General features: G+C 69.2%; 27 protein-coding genes, 1 tRNA gene and 3 pseudogenes. 16 read left to right on the top strand and 15 right to left on the bottom strand.

What is annotated here, in order from left to right; genetic code table 11:
* Window positions 1-177 precede the first annotated feature (177 nt).
* The 3 genes and pseudogenes from ACLBKU_RS12860 to ACLBKU_RS12850 form a co-directional block, all read right to left on the bottom strand.
* A complete protein-coding gene (locus tag ACLBKU_RS12860) occupies window positions 178-432 on the bottom strand; it encodes a response regulator transcription factor (protein WP_410180180.1) in 255 nt (84 codons plus the stop codon).
* A 213-nt stretch (window positions 433-645) separates the two neighbouring features.
* Window positions 646-969: pseudogene (locus tag ACLBKU_RS12855) on the bottom strand (hypothetical protein); the annotation flags it as partial.
* Window positions 866-1,648 (bottom strand): annotated as a pseudogene (locus tag ACLBKU_RS12850) (PAS domain-containing protein); the annotation flags it as partial. The pseudogenes ACLBKU_RS12850 and ACLBKU_RS12855, both read right to left, overlap by 104 nt.
* Window positions 1,649-1,857: 209 nt before the next feature.
* On the opposite strand from ACLBKU_RS12850, the gene ACLBKU_RS12845 reads away from it, so the two are divergent.
* The 3 genes from ACLBKU_RS12845 (at window position 1,858) to ACLBKU_RS12835 (ending at window position 4,065) form a co-directional block, all read left to right on the top strand.
* Window positions 1,858-3,030: a zinc-dependent alcohol dehydrogenase gene (locus ACLBKU_RS12845; protein WP_410179951.1), complete on the top strand. Its 1,173-nt coding sequence runs from the start codon at window positions 1,858-1,860 to the stop codon at window positions 3,028-3,030.
* A gap of 11 nt (window positions 3,031-3,041) precedes the next feature.
* Window positions 3,042-3,629, top strand: coding sequence for a hypothetical protein (locus ACLBKU_RS12840; RefSeq protein WP_410179950.1), 588 nt, complete (start codon window positions 3,042-3,044; stop codon window positions 3,627-3,629).
* Between the two features lie 202 nt (window positions 3,630-3,831).
* On the top strand, window positions 3,832-4,065 hold the full coding sequence (locus tag ACLBKU_RS12835) for a hypothetical protein (protein WP_410179949.1): 234 nt from the start codon (window positions 3,832-3,834) through the stop codon (window positions 4,063-4,065).
* A 262-nt stretch (window positions 4,066-4,327) separates the two neighbouring features.
* On the opposite strand, the gene ACLBKU_RS12830 is transcribed toward ACLBKU_RS12835, so the two are convergent.
* From ACLBKU_RS12830 to ACLBKU_RS12810, 5 genes are all read right to left on the bottom strand, one after another.
* Complete coding sequence (locus tag ACLBKU_RS12830) at window positions 4,328-4,483, bottom strand: hypothetical protein (RefSeq protein WP_410179948.1); 156 nt, start codon at window positions 4,481-4,483, stop codon at window positions 4,328-4,330.
* Window positions 4,480-4,806 carry a hypothetical protein gene (locus ACLBKU_RS12825; protein WP_410179947.1) on the bottom strand — a complete coding sequence of 109 codons (327 nt, stop codon included), beginning with the start codon at window positions 4,804-4,806 and terminating at the stop codon, window positions 4,480-4,482. The genes ACLBKU_RS12830 and ACLBKU_RS12825 overlap by 4 nt, the downstream gene beginning before the upstream one ends.
* 8 nt (window positions 4,807-4,814) lie before the next feature.
* Window positions 4,815-4,967 (bottom strand): hypothetical protein, encoded by a 153-nt coding sequence (locus ACLBKU_RS12820; protein ID WP_410179946.1) that lies wholly within the window; start codon window positions 4,965-4,967, stop codon window positions 4,815-4,817.
* Window positions 4,968-5,076: 109 nt separating this feature from the next.
* Window positions 5,077-5,667: an outer membrane protein gene (locus ACLBKU_RS12815; RefSeq protein ID WP_410179945.1), complete on the bottom strand. Its 591-nt coding sequence runs from the start codon at window positions 5,665-5,667 to the stop codon at window positions 5,077-5,079.
* 115 nt (window positions 5,668-5,782) lie between these two features.
* Complete coding sequence (locus tag ACLBKU_RS12810; protein ID WP_410179944.1) at window positions 5,783-6,679, bottom strand: LysR family transcriptional regulator; 897 nt, start codon at window positions 6,677-6,679, stop codon at window positions 5,783-5,785.
* A 208-nt stretch (window positions 6,680-6,887) separates the two neighbouring features.
* Here ACLBKU_RS12810 and ACLBKU_RS12805 point away from each other — a divergent pair, with 208 nt between their 5' ends.
* The 4 genes from ACLBKU_RS12805 to ACLBKU_RS12790 all read left to right on the top strand — a co-directional run bounded on the left by ACLBKU_RS12805 (window position 6,888) and on the right by ACLBKU_RS12790 (window position 10,666).
* A complete protein-coding gene (locus ACLBKU_RS12805) occupies window positions 6,888-7,499 on the top strand; it encodes a glutathione S-transferase family protein (protein ID WP_410179943.1) in 612 nt (203 codons plus the stop codon).
* A gap of 117 nt (window positions 7,500-7,616) precedes the next feature.
* A complete protein-coding gene (locus tag ACLBKU_RS12800; protein WP_410179942.1) occupies window positions 7,617-9,629 on the top strand; it encodes a pyridoxamine 5'-phosphate oxidase family protein in 2,013 nt (670 codons plus the stop codon).
* Window positions 9,630-9,872: 243 nt separating this feature from the next.
* The gene (locus ACLBKU_RS12795) at window positions 9,873-10,337 is read left to right on the top strand and encodes a DUF1348 family protein (RefSeq protein WP_410179941.1); all 465 of its coding nucleotides are present in this window, start codon (window positions 9,873-9,875) and stop codon (window positions 10,335-10,337) included.
* Between the two features lie 2 nt (window positions 10,338-10,339).
* Window positions 10,340-10,666, top strand: a complete 327-nt coding sequence (locus ACLBKU_RS12790; protein ID WP_410179940.1) for a thioredoxin family protein — start codon at window positions 10,340-10,342, stop codon at window positions 10,664-10,666.
* Window positions 10,667-10,683: 17 nt separating this feature from the next.
* Here the strand turns inward: ACLBKU_RS12790 and ACLBKU_RS12785 are convergent, their stop codons facing one another.
* Entirely contained in the window at window positions 10,684-10,923 is a 240-nt protein-coding gene (locus tag ACLBKU_RS12785) for a hypothetical protein (protein ID WP_410179939.1), read from the bottom strand.
* 275 nt (window positions 10,924-11,198) lie between these two features.
* Between ACLBKU_RS12785 and ACLBKU_RS12780 the strand changes: the two genes are divergently transcribed.
* Genes ACLBKU_RS12780 through grxC form a run of 3 tightly spaced genes read left to right on the top strand, consistent with a single transcriptional unit; the run spans window position 11,199 to window position 12,944 of the window.
* On the top strand, window positions 11,199-12,449 hold the full coding sequence (locus ACLBKU_RS12780; RefSeq protein ID WP_410179938.1) for a thiolase family protein: 1,251 nt from the start codon (window positions 11,199-11,201) through the stop codon (window positions 12,447-12,449).
* Entirely contained in the window at window positions 12,449-12,688 is a 240-nt protein-coding gene (locus ACLBKU_RS12775) for a hypothetical protein (protein WP_410179937.1), read from the top strand. Before ACLBKU_RS12780 ends, ACLBKU_RS12775 begins: the two co-directional genes overlap by 1 nt.
* Complete coding sequence (gene grxC / locus ACLBKU_RS12770; RefSeq protein ID WP_410179936.1) at window positions 12,675-12,944, top strand: glutaredoxin 3; 270 nt, start codon at window positions 12,675-12,677, stop codon at window positions 12,942-12,944. The genes ACLBKU_RS12775 and grxC overlap by 14 nt, the downstream gene beginning before the upstream one ends.
* Window positions 12,945-13,029: 85 nt before the next feature.
* On the opposite strand, the gene ACLBKU_RS12765 is transcribed toward grxC, so the two are convergent.
* Genes ACLBKU_RS12765 through ACLBKU_RS12755 form a run of 3 tightly spaced genes read right to left on the bottom strand, consistent with a single transcriptional unit; the run spans window position 13,030 to window position 15,966 of the window.
* Window positions 13,030-13,716: a cupin domain-containing protein gene (locus tag ACLBKU_RS12765; protein ID WP_410179935.1), complete on the bottom strand. Its 687-nt coding sequence runs from the start codon at window positions 13,714-13,716 to the stop codon at window positions 13,030-13,032.
* A gap of 13 nt (window positions 13,717-13,729) precedes the next feature.
* The gene (locus ACLBKU_RS12760; RefSeq protein ID WP_410179934.1) at window positions 13,730-14,494 is read right to left on the bottom strand and encodes an SDR family NAD(P)-dependent oxidoreductase; all 765 of its coding nucleotides are present in this window, start codon (window positions 14,492-14,494) and stop codon (window positions 13,730-13,732) included.
* Between the two features lie 23 nt (window positions 14,495-14,517).
* Entirely contained in the window at window positions 14,518-15,966 is a 1,449-nt protein-coding gene (locus ACLBKU_RS12755) for a dihydrolipoyl dehydrogenase (RefSeq protein ID WP_410179933.1), read from the bottom strand.
* An 89-nt stretch (window positions 15,967-16,055) separates the two neighbouring features.
* Between ACLBKU_RS12755 and ACLBKU_RS12750 the strand changes: the two genes are divergently transcribed.
* Complete coding sequence (locus tag ACLBKU_RS12750; protein WP_410179932.1) at window positions 16,056-16,580, top strand: TetR/AcrR family transcriptional regulator; 525 nt, start codon at window positions 16,056-16,058, stop codon at window positions 16,578-16,580.
* Between the two features lie 165 nt (window positions 16,581-16,745).
* Here ACLBKU_RS12750 and ACLBKU_RS12745 read toward each other — a convergent pair.
* Window positions 16,746-16,836, bottom strand: a tRNA-Ser gene (locus ACLBKU_RS12745).
* Window positions 16,837-17,100: 264 nt separating this feature from the next.
* On the opposite strand from ACLBKU_RS12745, the gene ACLBKU_RS12740 reads away from it, so the two are divergent.
* The 3 genes from ACLBKU_RS12740 (at window position 17,101) to ACLBKU_RS12730 (ending at window position 19,724) form a co-directional block, all read left to right on the top strand.
* The gene (locus ACLBKU_RS12740) at window positions 17,101-17,916 is read left to right on the top strand and encodes a DUF1134 domain-containing protein (protein ID WP_410179931.1); all 816 of its coding nucleotides are present in this window, start codon (window positions 17,101-17,103) and stop codon (window positions 17,914-17,916) included.
* Window positions 17,917-17,991: 75 nt separating this feature from the next.
* A complete protein-coding gene (locus ACLBKU_RS12735) occupies window positions 17,992-19,170 on the top strand; it encodes an aromatic amino acid transaminase (protein ID WP_410179930.1) in 1,179 nt (392 codons plus the stop codon).
* Between the two features lie 5 nt (window positions 19,171-19,175).
* Entirely contained in the window at window positions 19,176-19,724 is a 549-nt protein-coding gene (locus tag ACLBKU_RS12730) for a GNAT family N-acetyltransferase (RefSeq protein ID WP_410179929.1), read from the top strand.
* Between the two features lie 7 nt (window positions 19,725-19,731).
* Here the strand turns inward: ACLBKU_RS12730 and ACLBKU_RS12725 are convergent, their stop codons facing one another.
* The gene (locus ACLBKU_RS12725) at window positions 19,732-20,001 is read right to left on the bottom strand and encodes a hypothetical protein (RefSeq protein ID WP_410179928.1); all 270 of its coding nucleotides are present in this window, start codon (window positions 19,999-20,001) and stop codon (window positions 19,732-19,734) included.
* Window positions 20,002-20,010: 9 nt separating this feature from the next.
* A pseudogene (locus ACLBKU_RS12720) lies at window positions 20,011-20,190 on the bottom strand (hypothetical protein); the annotation flags it as partial.
* 2 nt (window positions 20,191-20,192) lie between these two features.
* Between ACLBKU_RS12720 and ACLBKU_RS12715 the strand changes: the two are divergent.
* Window positions 20,193-20,465 carry a copper resistance protein B gene (locus ACLBKU_RS12715; protein ID WP_410179927.1) on the top strand — a complete coding sequence of 91 codons (273 nt, stop codon included), beginning with the start codon at window positions 20,193-20,195 and terminating at the stop codon, window positions 20,463-20,465.
* A gap of 35 nt (window positions 20,466-20,500) precedes the next feature.
* Window positions 20,501-20,881 (top strand): copper resistance protein CopC, encoded by a 381-nt coding sequence (locus tag ACLBKU_RS12710; protein ID WP_410179926.1) that lies wholly within the window; start codon window positions 20,501-20,503, stop codon window positions 20,879-20,881.
* Window positions 20,882-20,885 lie beyond the last annotated feature (4 nt).

Here is a 20,885-nt window from a genome sequence, read left to right as displayed (position 1 = left end):
ACCATGCCGGCGCCCGGCTTCCGCACCAGAGCCGGTCGTTCTCATCTGCCACTATGGACGTCCGCTCCTGGCAGAAGCTGCCGGTCAGGCCGGTTTGAGCGGACAGTCAGCTGTAATCACGTCAGCTGCTACTGGGTCGGATCGGGCATCCTGACGTTCTCGATCTCGCCCCAAGGTTCAGCGTCGCCCGCGATCGACGCTCGCCCGCGGCGCAACCCCGGCGGACAGGGCTGTCTGGAGGAGCTCGGTCAGGCTGTTCGCATTGAGCTGCTTCATCACCCGCGCGCGGTGGAGCTCCACGGTGCGCGGACTGATTCCGAGCTTGTTGGCGATGACCTTGTTCGTCCCTCCCTCGACCAGACCGATCAGCACCTCGCGCTCGCGCGGGGTTAGGCCCGCGATCCGGGCGGCGATGGTCTCATCGTGCGTCACATTCTTTGCGACGCCCAGACAGTCCGACACCGCCTTGGCGAGGAGCGGCTGGTGCGGGCAATCGTCTGCGAGGACGATGTAGTCCGCCGCCCCGGCCTTCATCGCGCCGACCGCGCGGTCGACCCCGGCATCCGCAGCATCGACCGCGAAGGCCGGCCGCACGATCCGGTATTCGAAATGCGCAACCTCGCCCTCCCGGACGCTTTCGAGCCCGCGTTCGACCAGGTGGCGATCGTCGGGATGGACGTCGTCCATCCATCGCGACAACGTGGTGGGGGCATCGCAGCAGGCGATGCCCGAGATTTTTTCGTAGGCCGCACTGCGGAAGATGATGACGTCCGCCGCCGGATCGCCGATCCAGATCAGGTTGCTGCTGTTGTCGGCAAAGCTGCGGAACAGGGCCGCGTTGGCCCGGACCCGCAGCCTCGCTTCTGCGGGTCCGGGTGAGCTCGATCGCAGCGCCGATGAACCCCGCCGGACGCCCTTCGGCAAAGCGCGTGCGGCCTGATGTGGCGATGTGGCGGGTGACCCCGTCATCGCGGCCGATGACCCGATATTCGATGCTGTAGATGCCATCGCCCGCCGGATCGCTGCACGCGCCGATCGCGGCGAGCACCCGCGGCCGGTCCTCGGGGTGGATGCCGGCCTCGAAGACGCCCTGATCCACCTCGGCGCCCGGAGCAAGACCCCACACCGCGCGCAGCCGGTCGTCCCAAATGAGCGCGCCGGTCTCGGGGTCCCAGGAGTAGATGCCGAGACCCGCCAGCTCCGTCGCCGCACGCAGACGCGCCTCGCTCGCCCTCAGGGCTTCCTCGAAGGCGTGGCGCTCGCTGGTGTCGCGCGAAACGCCGACGACCAGCTCCACCGCGCCCCCGGGACCAAGCACCGGGCCCCACAGGTAGGAGAAATAGGCCGCGCGGCCGGTGGGGCTTCGGTAGAAGACCTCGTCCTCGACCGTGACGCCGTCGCGCAGCACCTGATCGATGTGACGGTTGAGCCGGTCCGCGAGGTCCTCCGGGTAATCGAGATCGGCAAGGTTCATGCCGATCATGTCGGCCAGCGACAGGCCGAAGAGGTCGAGCATCGCGGGATTGGCGTAGACGAAGCGGTGGTCGGCGTCGAAGGCATAGACGAAATCGGGAATCGAGGAGAGGGTCGCATCGAGCAGCCGGGAGCGGTCGATCTGCGTCGGAACCGGCGAAGCGCCCGAACGCATGGTCTTGCGGCGATCGCTCATGAGCCTTGCGGCCTTCGTGTCGCCATCGCCGAGCGTGTCATGGTCTGGCTCCCTGCCGATCCCGTCCGGGCGAAGTGCCGGAAGGCGGGCAATCCCGCCGATCCTCGGAAGGTTCCTTAGTTATCGACCGGGTGCCGCTGCACCTGCGACCGGTCGAGTAAGGGGGCCACACATCGCAGGAGATGCGCATGAAAGCCCTGGTCTGGCACGGCAAGGAGGACATCCGTTACGACACGGTGTCCGATCCCGAGATCGAAGAGCCCCGCGACGCGATCATCAAGGTCACCAGCTGCGCGATATGCGGCTCGGACCTGCACCTCTTCCACAACCTCGTCCCCGCGATGCTGCCCGGCGACATCATGGGCCACGAGACCATGGGCGAGGTCGTCGAGGTGGGCAGGGGCGCCAAGGGTTCGCTCAAGAAAGGGGACCGCGTCGTCATCCCCTTCACCATCCAGTGCGGCGAATGCGACCAGTGCCGGCGCGGCAATTTCTCGGTCTGCCAGCGCACCAACCGCAAGGGCGAATTGGGCGACAAGGCCTTCGGGCACCGCACGGCAGGGCTGTTCGGCTACACGCACCTGACCGGCGGCTATCCCGGCGGGCAGGCCGAGTATCTGCGCGTGCCCTTCGCCGACACCACGCACATCAAGGTGCCGGGCGGGATCGCGGACGAGAAGCTGCTGTTCCTTTCGGACATCCTGCCGACCGGCTGGCAGGCGGCGGTGCAGGCCGACATCCAGCCGGGCGACACGGTCGCGGTGTGGGGTTGCGGACCGGTCGGCCAGATGGCGATCCGCTCCGCGATCCTGCTCGGAGCCGAGCAGGTCGTCGCCATCGATCACCTGCCCGAGCGTCTGTCGATGGCTGCGGCAGGTGCGATCACCATCAACTTCCTCGAGGAGAGCGTGATCGAGCGCCTGAACGAGCTGACCGGAGGCGAAGGGCCGCACAGGTGCATCGACGCGGTCGGCACCGAGAGCCACGTCACCGTCAGCCAGCCGGACACGCTGCTCGACCGCGCCAAGCAGATGCTGATGGCCGAGAACGACCGGCCGCATGTCCTGCGCGAGATGATCTATGTCTGCCGCCCCGGCGGGGTGATCTCGATCATCGGCGTCTATCTTGGCCTCGTCGACAAGCTCCCGATGGGCCAGGCGATGAACAAGGGACTGACCTTCCGCATGGCGCAGGCACATGTGCCGCGCTGGACGGACGATCTCCTGCGCCGGATCGAGGACGGGCAGATCGACCCCTCCTTCGTGATCACCCACAAGGTCGACCTTTCCCGAGGACCCGAGATGTATTCCACGTTCCGCGACAAGGCGGACGGCTGCATCAAGGTCATGCTCCAGCCCTGAAGGAGGCAGCCATGCCGCTTACCAAAGTGACGGGCATCGCCCGTTCCGAAGGAGACCCCCGCGTCGAGCGCAAGGGTCCCAGCTCCCTCACCGGCGCCGACCGACTGGCGCGCGCACTCGGCTGGTTCTCGGTCGGCCTCGGCATTGCCGAACTGGTCGCGCCGGGCCGGATCGCGCGCGCCCTCGGGCTCGAGCACAAGCAGGGGCTGATCCGTGCCTATGGCCTTCGCGAAATGGCGAGCGCCGTTCCCACCCTGTCGATCGACAAGCAGGTGGGGCTGGCGGCCCGGATCGGCGGCGACATGATCGATCTGGCGACGCTTTCCACCGCCCTGCGGCACGACAACCCGAAGCGGCACAATGCGGCGATTGCCACCGCGCTGGTCGTCGGGATCACGCTCCTCGACGTGATCGCCTTTTCGGGCACCAAGGCCGCCCACCGCCGCAAGGACAGCAGCAACCGCGACTATTCGGATCGCAGCGGCTTTCCCCGCGGCCCGCAGGCGTCGCGCGGCCTTGCGCGGGAGGATTTCGACATCCCTGACGATTACCGCGCCGAAGGCACGCTGGCCGACGCCGTGCCGCAAGCGATCTCGTAGCTTCGGACACGAGCGATGAGACCGTCCATGTCGCCGTCGTGGAACCACGACGAGGCGGGCTGAACCGCTTCGAGGGGTTCACCGATGCGGTGTTCGCGGATCGACCTGCGGAGCAGCCAGCAGCTCGTGCAACCGGATGGAACGCGCTCCGGGCAGACACTTTCCGGACATCCCGATACCGCGCCTAGCAATGGCGGACTTCATGAGCGCCCTTACCGAAGAAGCCAGACTGAACGCGGACGCGCGGGCGTCCATCACCATCGGCAAGCCCGCCGCCGAGCTACGCTCCTTGTGGCTGCGCCCCGAGACGCAAGCGGCCGTCTGGGCGCATTTCGCCGAGGTGACGCCGCGCGATGAGCGCAAAGCCGATTGGCTGGTCGAGGGACCTGCCGGCGGCGAATACCGCTGCTCGAACACGCACAGCGCGGGGAGCTGACGCCGGCCGCCCGTGTTCGCGCCCTGAACGGCGCGCCTGTCGCGCCGCGGCGAGACGGCTCCCGCCCCGGAACCCGTCGCAGGCAAGCGCGAGCTTCGCTGTCCTATTGTGCCATAAGCCGCCGCACGACTGTGACTGCAATGCTTCGTGGCTCGGAGCATGGTCGCTTCGCTCCGCTTCAAGCTCACCTGACGGCGTGAGCGATGTCGGCAATCGAATAGCTTTCGCCGTTCAGCCACTCTTTGGGCGTGAGGCGTTCCCGTCAGAGAATGGCAAGGAGCAGTTCGGCGGAGATGCCGTGGCTGGCGCCCTGCCGCAGGAATTCGCCGAGCGTGTCTGTGTGGCCTGCGGCATGGTTGCGCCCCGGATCAATCCGCTGCGCCGCAGCCCGGACCTGGCATGGCACGGCGCGGGTCACGACCGGGCATCCGCGAGGATCTTGCGCGCGGCCTCGGCGACCGTCGCCAGTTCGCTTGCCGACAGGCCCAACCGCAGCGCCCGCGCATGGGCAGCCTCCAGCGTGTCGGGCTCACCCGACTTGATCGCGCAGGCATAGGCGATGGCCGCATCGGAGCGCGCTTCGAAGCTGCGGCCGGCGAGCGCAACGTCGATCTCGGCGCCGGTCAGGCCGTGCGACCGGGCTTCGGCGGACAATGCGCCGAGGGTCCTGAGGCAGCCGCAATCTCCCAGCAGGGCAAGGCGCAGCTTGGCCAAGATACGGTCGGGCGTGACGGCGTTCATCGGATCGTCTAAGGAACGATGCGCCGGGCGCGGAGCGGCCTCGCGGCCTTGACCATGGCGATCGTCGCCAGCCGGAGCCCTCCGGCAAGCAGCGAGCCGCTGACGAAGGCGACATTCACTTCTTCGATGCACGCAGTCGCGTGGGCAATCAGGCGGGCCATGGAAAGCTCCTTGAGAGGCACGCGGCCTGCGTGCCGCGCGGCGCGGCTGGTCGTCGCGGGAAGGAAGGGAGGACGGCGGAGCCAAAGCGGGTCCGCTCCGCCGCCGCGGTCAGAAGCTGTAGCTCACCGCGGCAAGGGTCTGGTGGCGTTCGTAGTCGCCGCCATTCCTGCCGAAGTCGCTGTAGCGATACTCGAGCCGCGCCGAGACCCTTTCGGTGATCGCGTATTCGAGCCCGCCGCCGATCTGCCAGCCATCGAGATTGTCGCTGCTGCGGATGATGCCGGTGCCGGTGTCCAGCGACGTGCGGACGCGCTGGTTGGCGTAGCCGCCGCGCACGTAGGCCAGCGCCTTGTCGGTCACGAGATAGCCCGCGCGCGCACCCAGATCGAAGCTGTAGCGCGGGTCGACCGTCAGCGCGTCACCCGCCGAGGTCGCGCGGACACGGTCGTCCACGGTCCCGGTGAACCCGGCCTCGGCGCCGATCACGATCCTGTCGGTCAGCTTGTGGTTGTAGCCCGCATAGCCGCCGAGAACGAGCGCGTCGCGGCTCGCCTGCGCAGCGAGGGGGGTGGCCTCGATCCGGCCCGAAACCTCGCCGCGATCCCACCCGGCGGCCACGCCGACGTAAGGGCCCTCGAAGGTGTCGGCGTGAGCGGGGGCGGCGGCAAGGATGGCGAGGGGGAGGGTGATGGTCTTCATTGTCGTTCTCCGTTGCGTGCCCCGTTGCGGGGTCGAGCGGGAGATAGGCTTGCGCCATGACGACGATAATCGGGCGTTTTCGGAATGAATTATTCCTCGGCGCGGAATGCCGTGGTCAGTTTATGACCCGGTTGGCACGCAGCCGCTCGCGCGCGAAGTCGATGAAGGCGCGCACCTTGGCCGAGGCGTTGCGGCCTTCCGGATGGACGATGTGCACCGGCAAGGGCGGCTGTTCGAAATCCTCGAGCACGATCTGCAGGCGGCCCGCGAGGAGGTCCGGCCCGACCTGATAGGACAGCGCGCGGGTCAGTCCCCACCCCGATCGCGCCGCGCCGATCGCCGCCTCGTTGGAGTTCGAGAACAGCGCGGGCTTGACGTTCACCGCGACTTCGCCGTTCTCGCCGAAGCGCCATTCGAGCGAAGTCCAGGCGCTGGTCGCGGCGATGATGCGGTGCTGCGCCAGTTCGGAAGGGTGGCGCGGGACGCCGCGCGTCTCGAGGTATTCGGGGGACCCGCAGATCACCCTGCGCACGGCGCCGACCCGCACCGCGCTGTAGCTCGAATCGGGCAGGTTACCGATGCGGATCGCGACGTCGACGCCTTCGTCGACCAGGCTCACCACGCGGTCGAGGAACAGCATCCGGCCCGTGACCTGCGGATGCGCGTCGAGAAACTCGGTCATGATCGGCATGATGTAGAGCTGCCCGAACAGCACCGACGAGGTGACCGTCAGCATCCCTGTCGGGGTGGCATAGGAACCGGCGGCGGCGGCCTCGGCTTCCTCGATGGCGGCAAGGATGGCGCGGCAGTCCTCGAGATAGCGGGCACCGGCCTCGGTGAGCTTGACCGCGCGGGTGGTGCGGGTCAGCAGGCGCGCACCGATGGTGTCCTCGAGCGCGGCAACGGCGCGGGTGACGGCGGGCGGGCTCATGTGCATCTGGCGCGCTGCTTCCGCGAAACCGCCGGTCTCGGCGATCCGGACGAAGACCCGCATCGCGTGGTAACGGTCCATGCCCCCGTGCCCCCCTTGGCCGTGTGCCCCTGCGCTGGCGAAGCGCCTGCGCTCCCCACTGACGCTTGTGCCTCATCGCCGCACCATTCCGCAAGCCGGAACGCTGATTTGCCGATTAGCGCGGTTCTTGCGCGCAGCGGGCCGGACTAGCTGTGGCATCGCGCCACGTCGCCCGACAGCCGGCGCACCAACCCGAAAGGCTCACCCCATGAAGCTCTATGTCCATCCCATCTCCGGCCATGCCCACCGCGCGCGGCTGTTCCTCTCCCTGATCGGCGCCGAAGCCGAGATCGTCGAGGTCGACCTCGCCAAGGGCGAGCACAAGTCGCCCGAATACCTCGCGCGCAACCGCTTCGGCCAGGTTCCCCTGCTCGAGGACGAGGGTCACTTCATCGCCGACTCCAACGCCATTCTCGTCTATGCCGCCAAGAAGTTCGGCAAGACCGAGTGGCTGCCCGAGGACCCGCTCGGCGCGGCGCGGGTGCAGCGCTGGCTGTCGGTCGCGGCAGGGCAGGTCGCTTTCGGCCCCGCCGCAGCGCGGCTCGTCACCATCTTCAAGGCCGACTTCCGCCCCGAGGAAGTGATTGCCCGCGCCCACGCCATTCTCGCGCTGATCGAGGCCGAGCTGGAAGGGCACGAATGGATCGCAGCCGACCGCCCGACCATCGCCGACGTTGCGCTTTACAGCTACATCGCCCGCGCGCCCGAAGGGAACGTCGACCTTGTGCCCTACGCCAACGTGCGCGCCTGGCTGGCGCGGATCGAGGCGCTTCCCGGCTTCGTGGAATTCGGCCGCACCCCGGTCGGTCTCGCCGCCTGATCCCCCTCGCGGGCGACCGGGAGCGATGCCGCACCCGGTCGCCTGCCCGAAGGAGCCCTCCCGATGCCCGCCTCGCCTGCCGAACAACCGTCCCCCTTCCATGCAGGCGAAGTCGCCATGCAGGCCACGGTCGGCGTGGCCGAGCGGATGGAGCAATTCGGGCGCAGGGTGATCCGCGACCACATGCCCGACCAGCACCGCGACTTCTATGCGCAGCTTCCCTTCGTGGTCCTTGGTGCGGTCGATGCGGCGGGGGATGCCTGGGCGACCCTGCTCGCGGGCCGACCCGGTTTCCTGCACAGCCCCGACCCGGTGACGCTCGATTTCGCCGTCACCCCCGATCCGCGCGACCCGGCAAGCCAAGGCCTGCACGATGGTGCGGCCGTGGGCCTGTTGGGGATCGAGCTTCACACCCGCCGCCGCAACCGGATGAACGGCCGGGTGCAGACGAGGGAAGGCGGCGGCTTTGCGGTCAAGGTCGAACACGCATTCGGCAACTGCCCGCAATACATCCAGCTGCGCGAATGGCGGATCGCGCGTGATCCCGCGGATCTGGCGAGCCTGCCCCCTGCGCAGGAACTCGGCCCGGCCGATCCGCGCGTTGCCGCGATGATCGCCGCCGCCGACACCTTCTTCGTCGCATCCTATGTCGAGGACGCCGCCGGACGCCATGTCGATGCCTCGCATCGCGGCGGCAAGCCCGGTTTCGTGCGGGTGGACGCGGACGGCACGCTGACCATTCCCGACTTTGCCGGTAATCTTCACTTCAACACGCTCGGCAATTTCCTGGTGAACCCGCGCGCGGGGCTCGTCTTCCCCGATTTCGAGACCGGCGACTTGCTGCAGCTGACGGGCGATGCCGAAGTGGTGCTCGAATCCCCGGAGATCGCCGCCTTCCAGGGTGCCGAGCGGCTGTGGACCTTCCGCCCGCGCCGCGCGGTTCTGCGTGAGGGCGCGCTGCCGCTGCGTTTCGCCTTCCGGCCGGAAGGGTGGTCGCCCAACAGCCTGATGACCGGCGACTGGGACCAGGCGCGCCGCCGGATCGAGGCGGAACGGCTGCGCAGCCAATGGCGCCCTTTCCGGGTAGCGAAGATCGTCGCGGAGAGCGACGCGATCCGCTCGCTCCATCTCGAACCTGCCGATGGCGAGGGGATCATCGCCCATGCGCCCGGCCAGCATCTCCCGATCAGGGTGAAGCCGGCGGAGCAGGCGCACCCGACGATGCGCACCTATACGCTTTCGAGCGCGCCCTCGGACGGGTTCTACCGCCTCAGCGTCAAGCGCGAGGGGCTGGTCTCGGGCCATCTCCACGGCCTCGCGGAGGGCGACCTCATCGAGGCGCGCGCACCGGCGGGCAGCTTCACCATCGACCCGCTCGAGCATCGCCCCGCGGTGCTGCTGGCCGCGGGCGTCGGCATCACCCCGATCCTCGCGATGCTGCGCGCGATCGTGTTCGAGGGGCTGCGGACGCGCCGCATCCGCCGGACCTTCGTGTTCCAGGCCGCGCGCAACCTCCGCGAGCGCGCCTTCGATGCCGAGCTCGCCGCGCTCGTCGAGCAAGGCCAGGGCGCGATCCGGTTGGTGCGCGTGCTCGGCGACACCGAGGGTGCGCGGCCGGGCGCGGATTACGACGCGCAAGGGCGGATCGATGCCGCGCTGCTGGCCCGTGTGCTGCCCTTCGAGGCTTACGATTTCTATCTGTGCGGGCCGCCCGGGTTCATGCAGGGCCTGTACGACCAGCTCGCCGATATCGGGGTGCCCGACGCGCAAATCCACGCCGAAGTCTTCGGCCCCGCCGCCATCACCCGGCGCCGACCGGAGAGCGCCCCGCCTCTCCCGGCGGCGGCCACCGCGCCGGTGCCGGTAGCCTTCACCAAGTCCGGCAAGGAGGCGCGCTGGACGCCGGACGCGGGCTCGCTGCTCGACCTCGCCGAAGCGCGCGGGCTGAGCCCCGAGTTCGGCTGCCGCAGCGGCTCGTGCGGCACCTGCAAGACGCGAATTCTCGCCGGCAAGGTCACCTATCCGCAAGCGCCCCAGGCCGAAGTCGCCGAAGACGAGGCGCTGATCTGCTGTGCACTCCCCGCCGCTCCGGAGGCGGGCGGTGGCGACCGGCTGGTGCTCGACCTGTGACCAGGCGGGGGCGGCACACATCGGGATTGTTCCGCCAGCTGCAAGGATGCCTTGCGCACGGCGCGCATTCCCGTTGCGGGGCGCAGCGCCTAACGTCCCTTCATCGGGTTAGCGACCCCTCCCGCCCGATGCCCCGACCGGATGGCTGCCGAACCGACAGCCCTCCGGCGCCCTCGACCGGGCGGAGCTTTCTCTCCCCCTACGCTCCGCCCGGTCCCCCTTTTTCGCTTTCGGAGAAAACTCATGGCCCGTCCCCCGCTCCCCCCCTTCACCGAGGAAACCGCGCGCGAGAAGGTGCGGCTTGCCGAGGACGGCTGGAACAGCCGCGATCCGGCCAAGGTGGCGCTCGCCTATACCGAGGACACGATCTGGCGGAACCGCGCCGAATTCCCGCGCGGACGGGCCGAGGTCGAGGCCTTCCTCACCCGGAAATGGGCAAAGGAACTCGATTACCGGCTGATCAAGGAGCTGTGGGCGCACGCGGGTAACCGCATCGCGGTGCGATACGCCTACGAATACCACGACGACAGCGGCAACTGGCTGCGCGCCTATGGCAACGAGAACTGGGAGTTCGCCGCGGACGGGCTGATGCACCGGCGTCATGCCAGCATCAACGAACATCCGATCCGCGCGGAAGAGCGCCTGTTCCGCTGGCCGCTCGGGCGCAGGCCCGACGATCACCCCGGCCTTTCGGACCTGGGGCTGTGAGCATGGCCGGGATCGTCGAGTGCGATGCCGCCTGCTTCAAGGCCGAAGTGCTGGAAGCCGACGGCCCGGTGCTGGTCGACTTCCATGCCGCCTGGTGCGCCCCCTGCCGAACGCAGGCGCCGATCCTGGAAGGTCTGGCCGGGAAGCTGGGCGGCGCTGCGCGGGTGGTGAAGGTGGACGTCGACCGCTCGCCCGAGCTGGCGGACCTCTTCGCTGTGCGCTCGATCCCGAGCTTGCTGATCTTCAAGGACGGCCGGATCACGGATCGCTTCACGGGGTTGACCGCGGCGCCGACGATCGCTGCGGCGCTGGTCGCCCGGCTCGCCTGAGCCAAGCGGCTGCGTCGCTATTTGCGGGTGGGCTCGCTCTGCCCGCCAGCCTCGTCCATGTTGCGCAGCAGGCGCGCCAGACGCGCCTGCCGCTCTGCTCCAAAGGGAACCGCGTCCGCTCCGGCGGCGGCCTCGTAGGAAGCAATCCGGGCCGCCTTCGCGGCCTGTTCCGAAACGATCGGCGGCAGCATCACCAGGCTGGTGAGAGCGAAGCCGGCAAGGCCAAGCAGGACTGCTTCTTTCTGGTTGCGCATCATCGGTCATGTCCATCGAGCGGGCTCGCGGAAGGCAAGCCGCAGGTCTGTGTCACGGCGCCAGATGGGCTCGCGAGGGGCGATCGAGAACGCGCGAAAGGCGGTGTGGAGCGTTGCGCCAAGCGGAACGATGCCGCGCGACAATCGCATGGTTCGGGCAGGAATCCTTCCGGTTCGCGAAACGCTGGATTGCCCGCAGCGGGCATTCTCCAGCGCCACCACGTCCTTATCTCGCTGAGACGCGCGGCCCTTCATCGCCGGCGCAAGGAGAACGACCCATGGACGACATCTACCTCGTCGCCGGCATCAGGACGCCCTTCCTCAAGGCAGGGACGGGCTTTGCCGACGAGACCCCGCTGACCCTTTCCGCCCCCGTCATGCAGACGATGGCGGAGACGGCCCGCCCCGATCTCGTGATCTGGGGTCAGGTCATCCCCAGCCTTGCGCTGTCGAACATCGCCCGCGAGGCAGCGCTCGATGCGGGCCTCGATCCGACCATTCCGGCCTATTCGACCCAGCTCGCCTGCTCGACCAGCATGATGGGCGCGATTCAGGCGTCGGGCCTCGTCGGCCGCGGCGGCATCGCGCTCGCCCTCGTCGGCGGGGTGGAGCAGATGAGCCGTGCGCCGATCGCGCTCGACGAGAAGGTCTCCGCGCGGCTGGCCGCGCTCGCCGCAAGCGACCCGGCGGCGGCCATGCGCGCCTTCGGCGAACTCGGCATCGCCGACTTCGCCCTGCCGAAGAAGGGCTGGGCGAACCGCATCTCGGGCCGCTCGATGGGCGATCACATGGAGGAGACCGCCCGACTGCTCGACATCGCGCGCAAGGAGCAGGACGCGCTGGCGCTCGCCAGCCACCGCAACGCTGCGCGGGCGTGGGACGAGGGGTCTTTCGATCCGCTGGTCATTGCCCATGGTGGCGCGAGCCGCGACGGCCTGGTCCGCGCCGACACCTCGGCGCAGCGGCTCGCGACATTGAAACCGGTGTTCGATCCGATGGCTGGCACGCTTACCGCGGGCAATTCCTCGCCGCTTACAGATGGCGCGGCCGGGGTGTGGGTCGCCTCGCGCGCGGGCCTCGATCGGCTCGGGAGCGGCGCGGTGGCCGTCAGGCTCGTCGACTTCGAGCTCGGCGCCCTCGATTTCGCCGCCGACGGGATGCTGATGGCGCCCGCCTATGCGATCCCCCGGCTGCTCGCACGCCGCGGCCTGAGGTTCGAGGACATCGCGGTCTGGGAGATCCACGAGGCCTTCGCGGCGCAGGTGCTCGCCAACATCGCGGTCGCCGCCGATCCGGCGGCACGCGCGAAGCACGCCGACGGGATCGGCGATCTCGGCGATTTCCCGCGCGAGCGGCTCAACGCCTGGGGCGGCAGCCTCGCGCTCGGCCATCCTTTCGCGGCGACCGGTGCGCGGATCATCAGCCAGGCCGCGCACCAGCTTGCCCGCCACCCCGCCGGAACCCGCGCGCTGGTGTCGATCTGCGCCGACGGCGGACAGGGCACGGTAATGCTGCTGGAGGCGGTGTGATGAGCCTGTGCGTCGATTGCCTCAAGCGCGAAAAGCCTGACTGGCTTGCGCGCTATCGCAAGGGTTCGCTGGCGCTCGCGACGTACGGCGCCGCGGTCTTTCTGCTGCCCGATGTCCCTGTGAGCTTCGTCCTGCAAGGCCTGTTCTTTTTCGCGCTGTTCCCCTGGATCGTCTGGCCGCTGATCGCGGCGTCGCGCTCCGCCACCCCCTCCGAGGAGTCTCCCCATGCCCGCGGTTGAGATCTACACCAAGGATACCTGCCCTTACTGCCACCTCGCCAAGTCGATCCTGCGGCGCCACGGTGCGCATTTCGACGAGCACAGCCTGACCGACGATCCCGACCTGTTCGCGCCGATGGTCGAACGATCGGGCGGCGGGGTGACCGTGCCGCAGATCTTCATCGGCGGCGTCGCGATTGGCGGGTCCGACCGTCTGGCGATGCTCGAGGAACAGGGCAAGCTCGCCGGCCTGCTCGCGCCAGCTGCCGACGCCTGAGCGGCGGCCAGGCGAAAAAGGTCGCCTCTCCGGCTGGAGAGGCGCCCATTTCTGTATCGCGTAGCGAAAGAACGGGCTTGCGTGATCAAACAGCAGCCTCGGCCCATCGCGCGACCGCTTGTCCCAGATGACCCGTCTTCACGAAGATCAGGCAGCCCTCAGTGCTGAAGGGGGTATGTTCGGAGCCGTGCGGGCTGCGCAGCCACGTCCCGGCGGGGTAGGCGCCGTGCTCGTCCGCGAAGGTGCCTTCGATGACGAAGATCTCCTCGCCTCCCCAGTGCCGGTGGCGGTGGAAGCGGGTGCCCGGTTCCCACCGAACCAGCGCGACATGCTCGCCTTCGAAATCGTGGAGCGGCAGGACCGACAGGCCATCGACGAGGCCTGGCATGAAGGCCTTCGGATCGGGTCGCACAACCTTCTGCTCGGTGTCCGCCGGATCGAACTGGTGGAGCTTGACGAGGATGGTGCAGCCCTCCTCGCTGTGCGGGGTGTGGCTGCTGCCGATGGGATTGCGCACATAGGTGCCTGCCGGATAGTCGCCGTGCTCGTCGGAGAAGACCCCGTCGAGCACCAGGAACTCCTCGCCTCCGCCGTGGGTGTGTGCCGGAAAGTAGGACTGCGGCGCATAGCGGACGAGAGAGGTCGCGCGTGCGACCTCCCCGCCGATGCGGTCCAGCATCCGGCGCTCGACCCCCGCCATGGGGGAGGGCACCCAGTCGATATCGCCGGGCCGGATCACGACCCTTTCGCTGAAATCCGCATTGATCCGCATCGTCAGCACTCCTTCAGTTGCGCCCGGCCATCACGCCGCCATCGACATCATGTATCGCGCCGGTAGTCCACCCGGCTTTGTCCGAGAGCAGGAAGGCGACATGCCGGGCAACGTCGTCTGCCTGGCCGACGCGGCCGACAGGGTGGAAGGCGTCGAACCCAGCCGAGAGCGCCTCGGTGATCGCGGCCGGGTCGATGAAGGCGCCGTAGATGGGCGTCTCGACGACGGCGGGCGCGACAGCGTTGACCCGAATGCCGTGTTCGGCGAGTTCCATCGCAAGGTGCTGCGTCAGGCTGTGCAGCCCCGCCTTGGCCATCGAGTAGGCCGACGACGGGGTCGCCTTGATCGCCTGCCTCGCCCACATCGAACCGATGTTGACGATCGCGCCGCCGCCGTGACGCACCATGTTGCGCGCTGCCGCCTGCGTCAGGAAGAACGTCGCGCGGTTGAGATCGTGGTAGCGGTCGAAGTCGGCCCGCTCGTGATCGAGGAAGGGCTTGGGGAAGAAGTATCCCGCCGCGTTGACCAGCCGGTCGATGTGGCGCGGATCGGCCGCGAGGCGCCGGGCGAACTCGGCGACCTCGGCCTCGTCGTAGAGGTCGACGGCGACGGGCTCGGGCGTGCCGCCGGCCTCGGCGACCGCGATCGCCGCCTGCGCGAGCTTCGCGGGATCGCGCCCGGCGATCATGACCGTGCGGCCCTCGGCGGCGAGCAGGCGCGCGGTCGCCAGACCCATGCCCGACGAGCCGCCGATGATGAGGGAGAGAGAGTTATACATGGCAAAGCTCCTTGACGTGTTCCTCAGGCAGCCGCGCGGCAATCGAGGCAGGGGTGGTGGGCCGGGGTGCTGGCTTCCATCGCGTCGCGCGCCGCCCTCAGCGCGGTGCGGACCCCTTCTTCGATGACGGGGTGGTAGAAGGGGCTGTCGAGCATCTGCTGGACGGTGCGCTCGGCCTCGATCGCCCAGGCGAGGAGGTGCGCGATGTGTTCGGCGGCAGGGCCGACCATCTCGGCGCCGAGGAACCGGCCGGTCGCGGGATGGGCGTAGAGGTTGAGCCGCCCCGTATTGCGCAAGGCGACGCGCGCGCGGCCCTGGCCGGTGAAATCGACCGACCCGGTGACGAAGGGCGTCCCCTCCTGCTCGAGCGCCTTGCGGGTCTTGCCGACCATCGCGATCTGCGGGTCGGAGAAGACGATGCCGATCGGCGTGCGGCGATGGCGCGGAGCGACAAAGGGAAAACGGGCGGCATTCTCGCCCGCGATCCGGCCTGCGTCCGACGCCTCGTGCAGCAAGGGCGCGTCGGGCGCGGCGTCGCCGGCGAGGAAGATGGCGCTCTCGCCGATCCGCGCGGTGGTCCGGTCCCAGTCCAACGGGGTGCCGCGGGCATCGAGCGCGATCCCCGCGTTCTCCAGCCCCAGCCGGTCGAGATTGGGACGCCGACCGGTGGCGGCGAGGAGATAGTCGAAGCGTTCCTCGACCCGCTCGCCGTCGACGATCGCGGTCACGACCACTGCGTCGCCCGCGCGGCGCACTTCGCTGACCTCGGCGGCCGGGTGGAAATCGAACGCGCGGGCGAAGGCGGCGCGGGCGGTGGCGACGATCTCCGGATCGGTGAGCGGTCCGACCAGCCCGCCGAGGCCGTAGAGCCTGATCCGCACGCCCAGCCGGTGCAGCGCCTGGGCGAGTTCCAGACCGATCACGCCATTGCCGAACACCGCGACCGAACGGGGCAGGTCCTCCCATGCGAAGACATCGTCGTTGACGATCAGCCGGTCGCCGAGATCGTTCCACGCAGCCGGCCAGACCGGGCGCGATCCGGTGGCGATGATCACCCGGCCGGCGCGGATCCGGGTTCCGTCGTCGAGTTCGAGTTCCTGCGGACGCACGAAACGCGCCGCGCCGCGCAGCTTGTGCCCCTCGGACCAGGCCTCGGCATCATCGACCACGAAGCCGACGAAGCGGTCGCGCTCGGCCCGCAGGCGGGCCATCACCGCCTTGCCGTCGACACGGACGTCACCGACCGCAATCCCGAACCTGTGCGCCGCGCGGGCGTGGTGCGCGGCCTCGGCAGCGGCGATCAGCAGCTTGGACGGCATGCACCCGACCCGGGCGCAGGTGGTGCCATAGGCCCCTTCCTCGATCACGAGGATGGAATCGGTGAAGCGGCGCGCAGCCTTGTACGCCGACATTCCGGCGCTGCCGGCACCGATGATGACGACGTCGGCTTCGCGCGTGGGGTTCTGTTCCATGGATTGCCTACCTATCAGTTGATAGGGACGCGATACCGCTTGCCCGCTTCTGCGGCAATGCCTATCTATCGATAGAGAGGTAAGTCACCGTGCCGCAGAACGAAACAATCCGCGACGCCATTCTGGATGCAGCGCAAACCCGCGCGCGGACCGCGGGTTACGGCGGCTTCAGTTTCCGCGACATCGCGACCGATGTCGGCATCAAGAGTGCGAGCGTCCACTACCATTTCCCGACGAAGGCCGATCTCGCTTATGCGCTGATGGAGCGGTACCGGGGGGCGGCGCTGGAGATGCTCGGGACGGCAACCGATCTGAGGACGGCTTTGCATAGGCTCGTCGACCTGTTCCGCGCTGCGGCACAGGATGGCGAAATGTGCCTTTGCGGCGCTCTCGGCGCGGCGCCGGCTTCCCTCCCTCCCGAGGTGCGGCAATCCGCCCAGCGCTTTTCCGAAGCTCTGGTGGACTACCTGAAGGCAGTTCCCGATCCGGCCGGCGCCCTGCCGATGGAACCGGAAGCTGTCGTCGCGCTGCTGGAAGGTGCGTTGCTCCTCAGCATTACGGCAGGCAACACTGCGATTTTCGAGCGCGCAGTGGCGCCCTTGTCGCGTGCGTGAAGCGGAGAAGGCTGGAACCGGCAGATTTCAACGCACAACCCGCCGTTCAGGGCGAAGCGAAGCAATGACTGCAAAGTCCCGGACCCGGCCATTGAGGGTGGTATCGGTGTCGCTGATGGGAACTGGCGACCCTCGAGAGGAAAAACCCGATTTCTCGAAGGCCGGTGGCGGAGACGGAGGGATTCGAACCCTCGGTACCCTGATAGAGTACGGTTCCTTAGCAGGGAACTGGTTTCAGCCACTCACCCACGTCTCCGGGCATTACGCTTGGCTGCGAGGGCGGCGCTATAGTCGGCCCTTGCGCCAGCGGCAAGCCGCGTCGGCGAAAAATCCGCTCGCCCCGCAGCTTGCGGACGCGGCGCGGGCGGTTCGGCGGGCATTCAGCCTCGGGGCGGCACGAGGGCACGGTTCGTCGCAAATCCGATTCGCTCCGGCGACGAGCGGTTGCGCGGGGGACGGACAAGGATTCTCCTCCCACCCGCGAAGAACCGGGGCTGACCGAATTTGCGAGAGGCCGCATATGACCGTGATGACCGCCCGATTTCCTGACATCCGCCGCCGCCTCGCGGGAGCCCTGCTCGGCGCCTTCGCCGCGCTTGCGCTCAGCGTGCCGGCCGCGGCGCAGGACGATCTCCAGAAGGTCGATCCCGACGCGGCGATGACCGACCAGGGGATCGACGCCGATCTCGCCAAGCCCGAGGGCAGCCCCGCGACCGCAACGCCGCCGCCCCCGGCCGAGACCGCGCCGGTCGATCCGACCGCGAACTGGAGCGAATACGCCGCGCCCGCCACCGCCGCGGACCCCGCTGCCGCGCCCGCCACTCCCGCTGCGACCCCCGCCGCCGACACCGCCGCCACCTATGGCGAGGACGACCTTATCGGCGCCGCCGAGGGCGTGTTCGGCAAGGGCGCGGAAGGGCTCGCCAAGCTGATCGAGGACCTGCTCAAGAAGCAGGGCCGCCCCAATGCCTACATCGTCGGGCGCGAGGCGGGCGGGGCGTTCATCGTCGGCGCGCGCTACGGTTCGGGGACGCTCCACCACAAGATCGAGGGCGAGCGGAAGGTCTACTGGACCGGCCCCTCGGTGGGCTTCGACGCGGGCGCCAACGCGGGCAACACCTTCGTCCTCGTCTACAACCTCTACGACAGCGAGGACCTCTTCAACCGCTTCCCGGCGGGCGAGGGGCAGGCCTATTTCGTGGGCGGCCTCAACGTCAGCTACGTGCGGCGCGGCGACGTGGTGCTGATCCCGATCCGGGTCGGCGCGGGGCTGCGGCTCGGCGTCAATGCGGGCTACATGAAGTTCTCGAAGGAACAGAAGTGGGTGCCCTTCTGAGGGCGTGATTTTCCGCGCCCACATACGAAAAGCCGGTTGCGATGCGCGCGCGTGCGGGCCATGCGCGCTGCCACCATGCTCGAACGACTCAGCCCCCAGGCGCCTGACGCGCTGCTCGCCCTGATCCGTCTCCACGCCGCCGATCCGCGTGGCGACAAGATCGACCTCGGCGTCGGCGTCTACCGCACCGAGGACGGCGCCACCCCGGTGTTCGCCGCGATCAAGGCCGCCGAGGCGAAGCTGCTCGAAGTGCAGGACAGCAAGTCCTACTTGGGGCCCGAGGGCGACATGGGCTTCGTCACCGCGCTGATGCCGTGGATCTTCGGCGCCGCCGATCCCTCGATGGGCGGGCGCATCCAGGGGATGCAGACCCCCGGCGGGACGGGTGCGGTGCGCCTCGCGCTGGGTCTCGCGGCCAAGGCGGGCGTCAAGCGCGTCCACATGGGCGTGCCCTCGTGGCCGAACCACGCGCAGATCCTCGCCGACCTCGGCCTCGAGCTCGCCCCCTTCGAGCACGCCAACCCCGACGGCACCGCGAACCTTCCGGCGGTGCTCGCCGCGATCGAGGGGGCCGCCGCCGACGAGGCGGTGCTGCTCCACGCCTGCTGCCACAACCCGACCGGCATCGACTACACGCCCGACCAGTGGGCGGCGATCGCCGCGGCCTTTGCGAAGAGCGGCACCTTCCCGATCATCGATTCCGCCTACCAGGGCCTCGGCCACGGCATGGAGGAAGACGCCGCAGGGATGCGCGCGGTGCTCGCCGCGGTGCCCGAAGCCTTCGTCGCGCACAGCTGCGACAAGAACTTCGGCCAGTACCGCGACCGCGTCGGCGCCTTCTACGTGATGGCCAAGGAGCCGGGGCAGCTCGACACCGCCTTCTCCAACGCCAACGCGCTCGCCCGCGCGGCGTGGTCGATGCCGCCCGATCACGGCGGCGCGGCGGTGCGGCTCCTGCTCGAGGATGCCGCGATGACACAGCAGTGGCAGGCCGAGCTCGACACGATGCGCGCGCGGATGCGGCAGGTGCGCGACGCGCTCGCCGCGGCCGGCAGCGCGGGCCGGGTCGACCTCACCCCGCTGGGCACGCAGAACGGGCTGTTCTCGACGCTGCCGATCACCAAGGAGGAGGTCGCTCAACTGCGCGAGGAGCACGGCATCTACATGGCCGCCTCGGGCCGCATCAACATCGCCGGGCTGACGCCGTCGAACCTGCCGAAGTTCGTCGCCGCGCTGGCCGCGGTCGCGGTGTAGCCGCGATGCTCGACCGCCAGCCGGTGCTGGAGGGCGAGCACGTGCGCCTGCGGCCGCTGCGCGAGACCGACTGGGAGGCGCTCTTCGCGGTCGCCGCCGACCCGCTCCTGTGGGAGCAGCACCCCGCGCACGACCGCTGGTGCGAGCCGGTGTTCCGCGCCTTCTTCGAGGATGCGCTCGCCCACCAGGGCGCCTTGCTGGCGCTCGACGCCAAGACCGGCGCGGTGATCGGCTCCTCGCGCTTTCAGGGGCTCGACGAGGCTGGCGGCGGCTCGGTCGAGATCGGCTGGACCTTCCTCGCGCGGCTCTACTGGGGCGGCGTCCACAATCACGAGATGAAGCGCCTGATGCTCGCTCACGCGCTCGCGAGCGTCGCCGAGGTGCGCTTCCTCGTCGGCGCCACCAACACCCGCTCGCGCCGCGCGCTGGAGAAGATCGGCGCCGTTCTCACCGACCGGCGCGAGGAGCGGGTGATGGCGGGCGGCGCGGTCATCCCGCACCTCACCTACGTCATCACCCGCGCGAGCTTCGCGACGGGGCCGCTCGCGCGGTGAGTGCGGCCTAGCGGCAGCTCCACCAGGACCGGACGAGCAGCCCGACGCCGAACCCGGGAACGGCGCCGAGGGTGGGCCAGAGCGCACCGAAGACGTAGTCGAGGCCGCTGGTGGAGCGCAGGCTCTCGGGATGAAGAGCCTGCGCGATCGCGACATAGGCGATCATCGCGAGGGGGATCAGCGCGAGGAGCGCACAACCGGCCCGCTGGCTCCACGCGGCGAGCCCGGACAGAAAACCGGTCACACCGCCGAGGATGATCAGTGCTTCGATCGTCATGCGGCACGACTAGCATGGTGCCGAGTCCCGGCAACAGGATCGCGTCTGGCCCATCGGCCCGCGCACCATCCACAGCGCCATCGCGCTCATCATCGGGTTCTCCGTCAGCGAGACGAAGCCAAGCGGCACGTTGCTGTCGCCGCCGAAGCAGGCGCACTTCCGCGCGCGCCGGTCGATGGAAACGGCCCGCCGTGCGCCGCCGGCGCGATCCGGGGTGCCGAGGCGACGGCCGCCCCGCGCGCCGAGCTCGCGCGGATGCACGGCGATTTCCCGCTGCTGTGGGTGATGGCCGAGCGGCTTGCGCGATCGGCGCGAGGCCGCGCCACGAGATCGCCCGCGAGTTCGCGCCCTATGTCGGGATCGCGCAATCCTGGCGCACCGGCCGCTCCGCCGATTTCGCACGCTTGCGCGGGCGAGACCCTTCGGCCACGAGCCTCGTCGCCGGCTTCCGATTCTGGTTCTGACGACACGAAGGACGTGACCCCCCATGCACTTTCGAATGCGTATCGCCCCCCTCCTCGCCGCCCTTGCCCTGACCGTGCTCGCCCCCGCGGCGGCCTCGGCCCATGTCGCGCTGACCGCCTCCAGCCCCAAGGCGGGCGCAAGCGCCAAGGCGGCGAAGACCATCACGCTGACCTTCAGCGAGCCGGTCAAGCCTGCTGCGGCTTCCGCGAGCATCGTCATGACCGCGATGCCGGGGATGAAGGACCACCCCGAGATGCTGATCAAGAGCTTCACCCCCGCCTGGTCGGCGGACGGGAAGACGCTGACGCTGACGCTGGCGAAGCCGCTCCCCGCGGGCACCTACGAGGTGCGCTGGCAGGCCGCCGGCGCCGACGGGCACAAGGCGAGCGGCAAGGTCGGCTTCACGGTCGGGTAATGGC

The organism is Erythrobacter sp. NE805 (genome assembly GCF_046452355.1).
In the GTDB taxonomy this organism is placed as follows: Bacteria; Pseudomonadota; Alphaproteobacteria; order Sphingomonadales; family Sphingomonadaceae; genus Erythrobacter.
Note: the sequence above shows the minus strand (reverse complement) of the source record. Positions and strands in the feature narration are given on the sequence as shown.